General features: G+C 73.7%; 8 protein-coding genes and 2 pseudogenes (1 of these 10 only partly in view). 3 read left to right on the forward strand and 7 right to left on the reverse strand.

What is annotated here, in order from left to right; all coding sequences use genetic code 11:
* Positions 1-607: pseudogene (locus tag D455_RS31425) on the reverse strand (hypothetical protein); the annotation flags it as partial.
* Between the two features lie 195 nt (positions 608-802).
* Here D455_RS31425 and D455_RS0122820 point away from each other — a divergent pair.
* Entirely contained in the window at positions 803-985 is a 183-nt protein-coding gene (locus tag D455_RS0122820; RefSeq protein WP_017573001.1) for a hypothetical protein, read from the forward strand.
* 101 nt (positions 986-1,086) lie between these two features.
* On the opposite strand, the gene cas6 is transcribed toward D455_RS0122820, so the two are convergent.
* The 3 genes and pseudogenes from cas6 to D455_RS36060 all read right to left on the reverse strand — a co-directional run.
* Positions 1,087-2,031 (reverse strand): CRISPR system precrRNA processing endoribonuclease RAMP protein Cas6, encoded by a 945-nt coding sequence (cas6, locus tag D455_RS0122825; RefSeq protein WP_169552666.1) that lies wholly within the window; start codon positions 2,029-2,031, stop codon positions 1,087-1,089.
* A 225-nt stretch (positions 2,032-2,256) separates the two neighbouring features.
* The gene (locus tag D455_RS35570; RefSeq protein WP_017573003.1) at positions 2,257-2,556 is read right to left on the reverse strand and encodes a hypothetical protein; all 300 of its coding nucleotides are present in this window, start codon (positions 2,554-2,556) and stop codon (positions 2,257-2,259) included.
* Between the two features lie 107 nt (positions 2,557-2,663).
* Positions 2,664-2,834 (reverse strand): annotated as a pseudogene (locus D455_RS36060) (DUF1697 domain-containing protein); the annotation flags it as partial.
* A 439-nt stretch (positions 2,835-3,273) separates the two neighbouring features.
* Here D455_RS36060 and D455_RS31435 point away from each other — a divergent pair.
* Positions 3,274-4,023, forward strand: coding sequence for a hypothetical protein (locus D455_RS31435; protein WP_017573004.1), 750 nt, complete (start codon positions 3,274-3,276; stop codon positions 4,021-4,023).
* Between the two features lie 59 nt (positions 4,024-4,082).
* Here D455_RS31435 and D455_RS0122840 read toward each other — a convergent pair whose 3' ends face one another.
* Both D455_RS0122840 and D455_RS0122845 read right to left on the reverse strand, forming a co-directional pair.
* Positions 4,083-5,909 carry a solute symporter family protein gene (locus D455_RS0122840; RefSeq protein ID WP_017573005.1) on the reverse strand — a complete coding sequence of 609 codons (1,827 nt, stop codon included), beginning with the start codon at positions 5,907-5,909 and terminating at the stop codon, positions 4,083-4,085.
* Positions 5,906-6,349 (reverse strand): DUF485 domain-containing protein, encoded by a 444-nt coding sequence (locus D455_RS0122845; protein ID WP_026122896.1) that lies wholly within the window; start codon positions 6,347-6,349, stop codon positions 5,906-5,908. The genes D455_RS0122840 and D455_RS0122845 overlap by 4 nt, the downstream gene beginning before the upstream one ends.
* A gap of 529 nt (positions 6,350-6,878) precedes the next feature.
* Between D455_RS0122845 and D455_RS0122850 the strand changes: the two genes are divergently transcribed.
* Positions 6,879-7,157, forward strand: a complete 279-nt coding sequence (locus tag D455_RS0122850) for an Lsr2 family protein (RefSeq protein WP_017573007.1) — start codon at positions 6,879-6,881, stop codon at positions 7,155-7,157.
* Between the two features lie 137 nt (positions 7,158-7,294).
* Here the strand turns inward: D455_RS0122850 and hutI are convergent, their stop codons facing one another.
* Positions 7,295-8,190 carry the 3' portion of an imidazolonepropionase gene (gene hutI, locus D455_RS0122855; RefSeq protein WP_017573008.1) on the reverse strand. It continues 301 nt past the right edge of the window, so 896 of the gene's 1,197 nt are visible here — the last part of the coding sequence; the start codon falls outside the window, past its right edge; it ends in the stop codon at positions 7,295-7,297.

Raw genomic sequence — 8,190 nt, forward strand, 5'->3', positions numbered from 1 at the left:
CGACGTCGGCGGCCACCCGCTCGTGCACGTCGACGTGGTCGTCCTGGACCCGGCTGCTGTCCACCGACTCGGCGGGGCCGCCGCTGACCGAGCACACCGCGGTGATCCCGTACCCGTGGGCGGGGGTGTGCAGGGCCGACATGTGCCGCCGTGCCTCGCGCAGCCGCGTCGGCAGCACGGCCAGGGCCCCGTCGACGCCCGTGGGGCCTCCGGCGGCTTCGCCCCGCGGCCCGTAGGGCACATGCGCGACAACGGGGGTCAGGTCACCGGCGCGGTCGCGCAGGCGCCGGGTGTAGCGGGCGGTGAACTCGCGCGCGGAGTCGGCGTCGGGCAGGACCGCCGTGAGCGCCCCTCCGGCGTCACGCAGCACCACACACCCCGGAGGCACCAGGTCGGCGATCCCGTGTTCGGCGTCGGAGGTGTCGGTCAGCTCCGCGACCAGGGCGGCGCGCCCGACCGCGTCCAGGATGCGTCGGCCGCTGTACACGTAGGCCTGGATACCGCGCAGGTCGACGCCGACCACCACACCGCTGGACGGAAGGCCCCCCGGGTTCTCGGGGGGTCGGTGCTGCTCGGGGGTGGGGGTCACCGTGTCGGGCTCCTCCATCGGCGGAACGTGCGGGGCCTGGGCGCGCGGGCGTACGGGTGCGGGCGCCTCCTCATTCCTCTCGGACGGTGCCGCGCGACACCACCGATACCAGTCTCCGCGGGGAGCCTCCCGGCCCGGGGCCGCGATCCGGGGACCCGCCCCTGTCCGAGAGAGCTCAGTGCACGGACCCGCCCCCGGCACGGAGGTTCCCCTATGGCACCGCACACACCCGAGACGATCGCGCCCCGACGCCGCGATCCGTCCGTCCCCACCGCCGCGGACGAGGCGCCGCCGCTCACCCCCCAGGACCTCGTGCCGCATCTGCGCGGCCTGGCCCACGCGCTCCGCGGTGGGGGCGCGGACCAGGCCGCACGGGACGGCGTCTCCTCCCCGTGAGCACACGAAACCGACTCCCGCCCCCGTCCACGGGGTGGGAGCCAGCGGCCTCGGCGACGGGCGCCGACGGGATGTCCCACCGTCGTCACCGACCGGTGGGATCAGTCGAACAGGGTGCCCCCGAACTCCTCGGCCTCGGCGGTGGCACGCGCACGAGCGTCCCCCACGCGCTGCGGGGCGCGCCGGGGCACGCGGCGCGGGGTCCGTCGGGGGCGCTGGGCGGGCACCCGGGTGGAACGCTGGCCGTGGGACACCGTGTCCACCCGCACGGAGCCGAAGCCCTGGGCGGTGTACTTGCCGACGCCGGTCAGCTCCAGCAGTTCCAGGAGGGTGGCGAAGGCGTCGGCGTGGTGACGCTCTCCCCCGGTCAGGTCCAGCCGCAGTCCGCCTTGCCAGCCGAGCACGGTGCGGTTCTCGGCGTGGTGGTGCTCGGCCAGCCGCACGTCCTCGCCGGGCAGGGGCTCGCGGCGCACCTGGGCCAGTCCGCCGAGCACCAGCTCCAGCCAGGCCTCGGCGAGGGAGGGCGGAGCGAACCGGGCCACGGCGCCCAGGGCGCCGCTGCCGCCGACGATCCCTCCGCCGGAGCGGTGGACGGCGCCGAAGAGGCGCCGCGGTGTGGGCCAGATGTGCGGGATGCGCTCACCCGCGGCGTCGCGGGTGGTCATGACGATGGGGGTCTGGCTGCGCACCTCGGCCGAGCGCACGGCCGAGGGGCCGCGCGGTTCGGTGAGCATCTGGGTGTAGACGCGGTCGAAGGTGCGGGTGACCGAGAGGGGGACCAGCAGGTGGTCGCCGATCCGTTGGGGGTCACCGACCAGCTCCTCCGGTGCGAGCGGGGGCGGGGTGTCGTCGTCCAACCAGGTGAGCGTCCAGTGGTGCAGCCGGTCGCCCAGGGGGGAGGGCCACCCGTTCATGGCCCACCGTTTGGCCGCCGTGTGCTCCTCCGGGGGCTGGGGCCACCAGCGGTTGAGTAACCCGTGGCAGTCCTCGGGCCGGATCGGCCGCGCCGCGTCCGCCAGATCCCGCAGGATCACCGTCCACCGCATCGGCACGGGCACCACCCCTTCGCATGGTCGTGACGGCGGCCGGTGCGTGCCGCCGAGGACTCCTCTCGGACATTGGTCGGGACGGCGGCCCCGGATCCCGGTGGTGGGCGCGGCGCGCCCGTTCGGGAGGTGCGCCGCACTCCCACGTCCGTGGGGAGCGAACGCCGCGTGCCCCGGAGGCTCTCCACCGGACGAGCGGCGCGGCCGCCCGCGGACTCCGGCCCCTCAGTCCCCGGCCATCCCCCGCAGGCGCAGCACGGTGCGCCAGTTGCGGTCCGTGACGGTGCCGTCGACGTACCCGGACACGAGGTCGGGGACCCTGGCGTACCGGATCCCCTGTCCGTGGTGGGTGTAGACCTGGTCGCCGACCACCGCCACGCGCTCCCGCGGGGAGGGGGTGAGCTCGGACAGGCCGTCGGTGTCCACCCTGCCGGAGCAGAACAGGACGAGGAACTTCGCGGGGTCGGGGACGGGGAGGGGATTGGCGTCCACGGCCGCGCCCGGCTGCCCGGCGGTGCGCACCACCGGCCCCCACGCGTGGCTGACGCCACTGTACGCGTGGGAGGTGCCCCTGGCACGTCGAGGCCGGGTTCGGTGCCGACGGCGTCCCGGACCCTCCGGGCCACGGCGTCGGGATCGGTCCCCTCGGCGGTGAACACCGCGTTGCCGCTCCGGAGATGGGTGGCGACGTCGCCGTAGCCGAGTCCGCCGAGCAGGGCACACAGGTCGGCCATGGCGACGCGGCGGTGCGCACCCGGGTTGATTCCGCGCAGCAGCGCGACGTACGTGGTCATGGCCGTCATCGTTCCCGGACACCAGGGAGCGCACAAGCGTTCGACAGCGGTCGCGGACAGCCCCGCGGGCGCCGGACACCCCGGGTGCGTACGCTGGCACCCGTGAGCGCGGCGCCCCGGGCACCGCGCCGCCCCGAACCGCACCGACGACTCCGGAGACGCCACGTGCCGCGCCTGAGCCACACCTTCGACATCACCGCCGTGGACGGGGAGGTGGTCGAGCGGATCCTCGCCGCCCTGCACGAGGTCGCCCGGAACTGCCGGTTCGACGGCCGCGGCTGGCTCCNNCCCCGACGCACCGACCCGTGCGCGCCTGGAACGGCGCGCCGACGAACTCGGACTGGTCGACCGGGACGAGGCCGAGCGGCTGCGCGAGGACCAGCGCCGTGCCGCCGACGAACTGCGGGAGGGCACCCCCTCCACACCGGGCGGGGCCGAGGAACGGGCCGTGGCGGCCTCCCGGACCGCGCTCCAGCTCCAGCGGGGACGCCACCTGGCGCCCCGCAGCCACTACCTCGCCACCGAACTGACCCCGGAGGGCGTGCCCCACGACCCCGCCGACGACGCGGGGCGGGGCTGGAGCGGCACGGGCCTGACCGTCACCTCCTGGGACGAGACGGGCACCTCCTCGGTCGACTTCGCCATGCCCGACACCTTCGGCACCAACGAACCACCCGTGACCTGGGGCACCGTCACCCACGACGCGCCAACCGGGCGGTTCACGTGGACCATGCGGGTGCGGCTGCCCGGACGCGGCGCCTGGCTCCGGTCGGCCAACGGCACCCTGGAGGTCGACACGAACGCCTGGTACGCGGCGGTCGCGGAGGGCCGGGACGCGCGCCCGGTCCGGCTGCGGGCCACGCACAAGCTGGCCGAGGTCGACGCCTGGCTCACCCCCTCCGCCGGGGCCGACGGCCGCTGGTCGGTGGAGGCGGTGCTCGACGTGCGCGGTCGGGGCGTGTTCCGCCCGATGGTGGCGGTGGCCTTCCGGGCGACGACCGCCTCCTTCCGCAGGGAGGACAGGCGCAACGCCAGGCGGGGCACCGGGGAGCCGACCACGCGGGAGCGCCTGGAGCGGACCGCACGCGACCTGGACCGGATCGCGCGGAACGCATCCCGGATCCCGGACCTGCTGCACGATGTGGCCCGTGCCATGGCGGAGGCGACCTCCGGGAACGGGACCCCCTCCGAGGACTGACTGTGAGGATGTGGAGTGGCTTCTCCGGCCCCGCCCCCGCGCCCCGGCCCGCGCCCGTCTCAGTCCTCGTCGGCGCCCCAGCCGGTCAGGGAGCGCACCCGAAGCTCGGTGAAGCGCGCGGTGTTGCGCTCGGGCGAGAGCAGGCTGCCCACGACCGCGCACACGAAGCCGACCGGTACCGCCAGCAGGGCGGGGTTCTCCATCGGGAAGAGCTGGATGTCGATCCACGCTGGCAGCACCGACAGGTTCTCCCCGGTCACCGGGTCGGTCCCGCCCGACATCACCGGGGACAGCAGCATCAGCAGCAGAGTGGCGGACAGCCCGCCGTAGACGCCCCACTCCACTCCCCTGGTGTTGAAGCGCCTCCAGAACATGGTGAGCACGATGACCGGCAGGTTGGCCGCCGCCGCGATGGCGAAGGCCAACCCCACCAGGAAGGCCACGTTCATCTCCTGGGCCCGCACGGCCAGCACGATGGCCACGGCACCGATCAGACATGCGGAGAGACGTGCCACACCCACCTCCTGCGACTCACGGGGCCTGCCCCACATGAGGATGTGGCCGAACAGGTCGTGCGCGACGGAGGAGGACGAGGCCAGGGTGAGGCTGGCGACGACGGCGAGGATGGTGGCCAACGCGACCGCCGAGACCAGCGCGAGCAGCACGGCCGCCCCCGCGGGCCCGGCTACCAGGCGCCCCACCTCCTCGGCGAGCATCGGCACGGCGGTGTTGCCGGAGGGGTCCGTGGCCGCGATGCGCTCGGAGCCGACCAGCGCCGCGGCGCCGAACCCCAGCGCCAGCGTCATGAGGTAGAAGACCCCGACCATGACGATGGTGCGGTTGACCGACGCGCGCGCGGACCGGCCGTCGGGCACGGTGTAGAAGCGGATGAGGACGTGCGGCAGCGCGACCGTGCCCAGGACCAGGGCCAGGCCCAGGCTGATCAGGTCGAGCTTGCCGAACAGGGTCGCGGCGGGGTCGCCGGGCACCTCCACGCCGAAGCGCAGCCCCGGTTCCAGGAAGGCCCGGCCGTGTCCGCTGGCCTCCGCGGCGCCGTTGAGCAGGGCGCGCGGGTCGAAGGAGAACAGGGCCAGCACCAGGGCGGTGAGCAGACCGGTGGTGGCCAGCAGAACGACCGCCTTGGTGATCTGGAGCCAGGTGGCGGCCTTCATCCCGCCGTACATGACGTAGACGATCATCAGCACGCCCACGAGCACGATCGCGCTGGTGCGGGCCTGGTCGGCGCTCACCCCCAGGAAGGTCCCGCCGTCGTGCAGGCCGAGCAGGACCGCGACCAGGGCACCGGCACCGACCATCTGCGCGACCAGGTAGAACACGCACACGGTGACGGTGGAGACGGTGCAGGCCAGGCGCACCCGCATCCGGCGCATGCGGAAGGCGGGCAGGTCGGCCATGGTGAAGCGGCCGGTGTTGCGCACCAGCTGGGCCATCGGCAGCACGAGCAGCCAGGCCATCAGGAAGCCGATGGAGTACAGGAACCCGTCGTAGCCCTGGAGGGAGATCATCCCGGCGATACCGAGGAAGGAGGCGGCGGACAGGTAGTCGCCGGTCAGCGCGAGTCCGTTCTGCGTACTGGAGAACCCGCGTCCGCCCGCGTAGAAGTCGACGGCGCCCCGGGTGGTGCGCCGGGCCCGGACGGTGATGGCCAGGGTGACCAGGACGAACAGGGCGCACAACCCGACCGTCCAGGCGTGCGCGACGCCGAACTGGCCCTCCAGGGCGCTGCCCAGGGCGTCGGGGAGCCAGTCCGTCGGCTCGGCCCGGCCGATGGGGACCGAGGCGGTGCCGTCCCCCGTGACGGCACCGCCCGCGGTTTCCCCGGTTCTGGTTCCTTCTCCGGTACCGGCTTCCGCTGCGGCGGTCATCGGCGCATCGCCCCGTCGGCGGCCTCCTCGTCGTGGCCCCGTTCCCGGAGCTCCCGTGCGAGCGGGTCCAGCGCACGCTCGGAGAAACGGCCGAACGCCCAGGCGAGGACGAACACCAGGAGGAACTGTCCGATTCCCAGGACCAGCGCCACGTTCACCGAATCCGTGACGCGCGTACTCATGAAATCACGCGCGTAGGCCGAGAGCAGCAGATAGGACAGGTAACCGAGGAGGAATACCGCCACCAGGAATCCCGACTGGAGCGCGAACCTCCTGCGGAGTTTCACGAAACGCGGGTCGATCGACATACGCTCGCAGGCGTGCGTCCTGGCTGCCCGCGCGCGCCCGCGCGCCGCCGCGGACCGGTTCCCCCCTGGTCCCGTGACCTCCGCCCAGGCGCCGCCACGCCCTCCGTACGCGCCCTCCATGTATTCGACCACGGCCTCCCCCTGAATGCCTCTCCGGGCGCCGCTCCCCCACGGCGTCCGCTGTCTCCCGCGCGCCGCGTGGGCGCCGCACCGGGTTCCGTCCGGATGGATCGGCCGAACACGGCCGTTTCCCCCGGATGGGGCAATACCCTAGCGATGCGTCCCGCCCGGTGTTCGCCAAACGCCCATATCCGTTGCGGAGAATGGCGCGAAACCGACGCGAAAACGGACGAAGGATAAGGAAGGCAAACACTTGTTGCCATAACGCCCTTACGCCTTCCGTGCCAGAACGCGGCCCCCGCACGACGGGAACCGTCACCACGTGGCGGACGCGACCCCCGCGCGGCGTCCGCGTGGACCCCCTGGTCATCCGGGGCACGCGAAACGGGCGCGGGCGCATGTGCCCCCGAATCTTCGCTAGGCTTCGGGGCGACCCCGAACCCGTGACGGCGCACCGGCCTGTAGCCGGTTTGCGCTTTCGTACAGGTGTATGATTAATGGGTCCGCACTGTTCACGCGATACCGAAGGGAAATCCCCGCCGTGGTCACCGAGGTCTTCACGCTCAAGTACTGCGATCCCCACGCCGTCAGTGAGGAGAAGGTCGAGGCGACTGAGGTCATCCAGTTCGCCTGGGAGGGCACCGTCCGCGAGGTCGACGCGTGCGCCGACTGCTTCAAGGAGCACGAGGCCCGTCTGGAACCCCTCGTGGACTACTCGCGTCCGGTGAAGAAGCGCCGCGCCACCAAGAAGGCCGCGGCTCCCGCGCCCGCCGAGGACGCCCAGAGCACCGACAACGCCGCGGACGGCGAGTCGAACTAGGACCTGGGGACGGGCTTCCCGTGCCCCAGGAGTAGGCCTCATCGCGTCAACCGCGAGCGGGGGCCGACGGTCACCACACGGTGGTCGTCGGCCCCCGCCGTCATTCCCGGCCCCTCGCGGCCGTGCGGGCACGCGGGTCAGGGGCGGCCCGAGACCAGGCGCCCGTCCTTCCAGACCGCCGCGACCTGCGGAACCCCCGGCCGGTAGGCCAGGTAGAGGTGGTTGGGGGCGTCCAGCAGCACCAGGTCGGCGCGCGCGCCGGGGGCCAGGTGACCGACGTCGGTGCGGCGCAGCGCCCGGGCGCCGCCCGCGGTGGCCGCCCACACCGCCTCGTCGGGGGTCATGCCCATGTCGCGGACCGCGACGGCGACGCAGAAGGCCAGGCTGGAGGTGAAGCAGGAGCCCGGGTTGCAGTCACTGGCCAGAGCCACCAGGGCCCCGGCGTCGATGAGCGCGCGGGCGTCCGGATAGGGCTGGCGGGTGGAGAAGTCCACCCCCGGCAGCAGCGTGGCGACCGTGGGCTCGGGGCGGCCCGCCGCCTGGGCCAGGGCGTCCACGTCCTCGGGCGCCAGATGGGTGCAGTGGTCGACCGAGGCGGCACCCAGCTCGACCGCCAGGCGCACGCCCGGGCCCCGACCCAGCTGGTTGCCGTGCACGCGGGGCAGCAGTCCGCGCTCCATTCCCGCGGTGAGGACGCGGCGGGAGGCGTCCTCGTCGAAGGCGCCGCGTTCGCAGAAGACGTCGACCCAACGGGCGTGCGGCGCGCATGCGTCGAGCATGGGCCCCGTGACCAGGTCGACGTAGCCCCGGGGGTCGTCGGCGTACTCGGGGGCGACCACGTGCGCGCCCAGGAAGGTGACTTCCTCGGTGACGCGCGCGGCCACCTCCAGGCAGCGTTTCTCGTCGGCGACGGTGAGCCCGTAGCCGGACTTGACCTCCAGGGTGGTGGTGCCCTGGCCATGGGCCTCACGGAGCAGCCGCCGGGCGCCCGCGAGCAGGTCGGCGTCGGAGGCCTCGCGGGTGGCCGCCACGG

Origin of the sequence: Nocardiopsis halotolerans DSM 44410, assembly GCF_000341065.1 — a bacterium.
GTDB lineage: Bacteria > Actinomycetota > Actinomycetes > Streptosporangiales > Streptosporangiaceae > Nocardiopsis > Nocardiopsis halotolerans.

Bases quoted from the DNA above. Each gene is read 5' to 3' on its own strand.
- D455_RS0122820 (WP_017573001.1), top strand. From the start codon at position 803: ATGGCACCGCACACACCCGAGACGATCGCGCCCCGACGCCGCGATCCG.
- cas6 (WP_169552666.1), bottom strand. From the start codon at position 2,031: ATGCGGTGGACGGTGATCCTGCGGGATCTGGCGGACGCGGCGCGGCCG.
- D455_RS0122840 (WP_017573005.1), bottom strand. From the start codon at position 5,909: ATGACCGCCGCAGCGGAAGCCGGTACCGGAGAAGGAACCAGAACCGGG.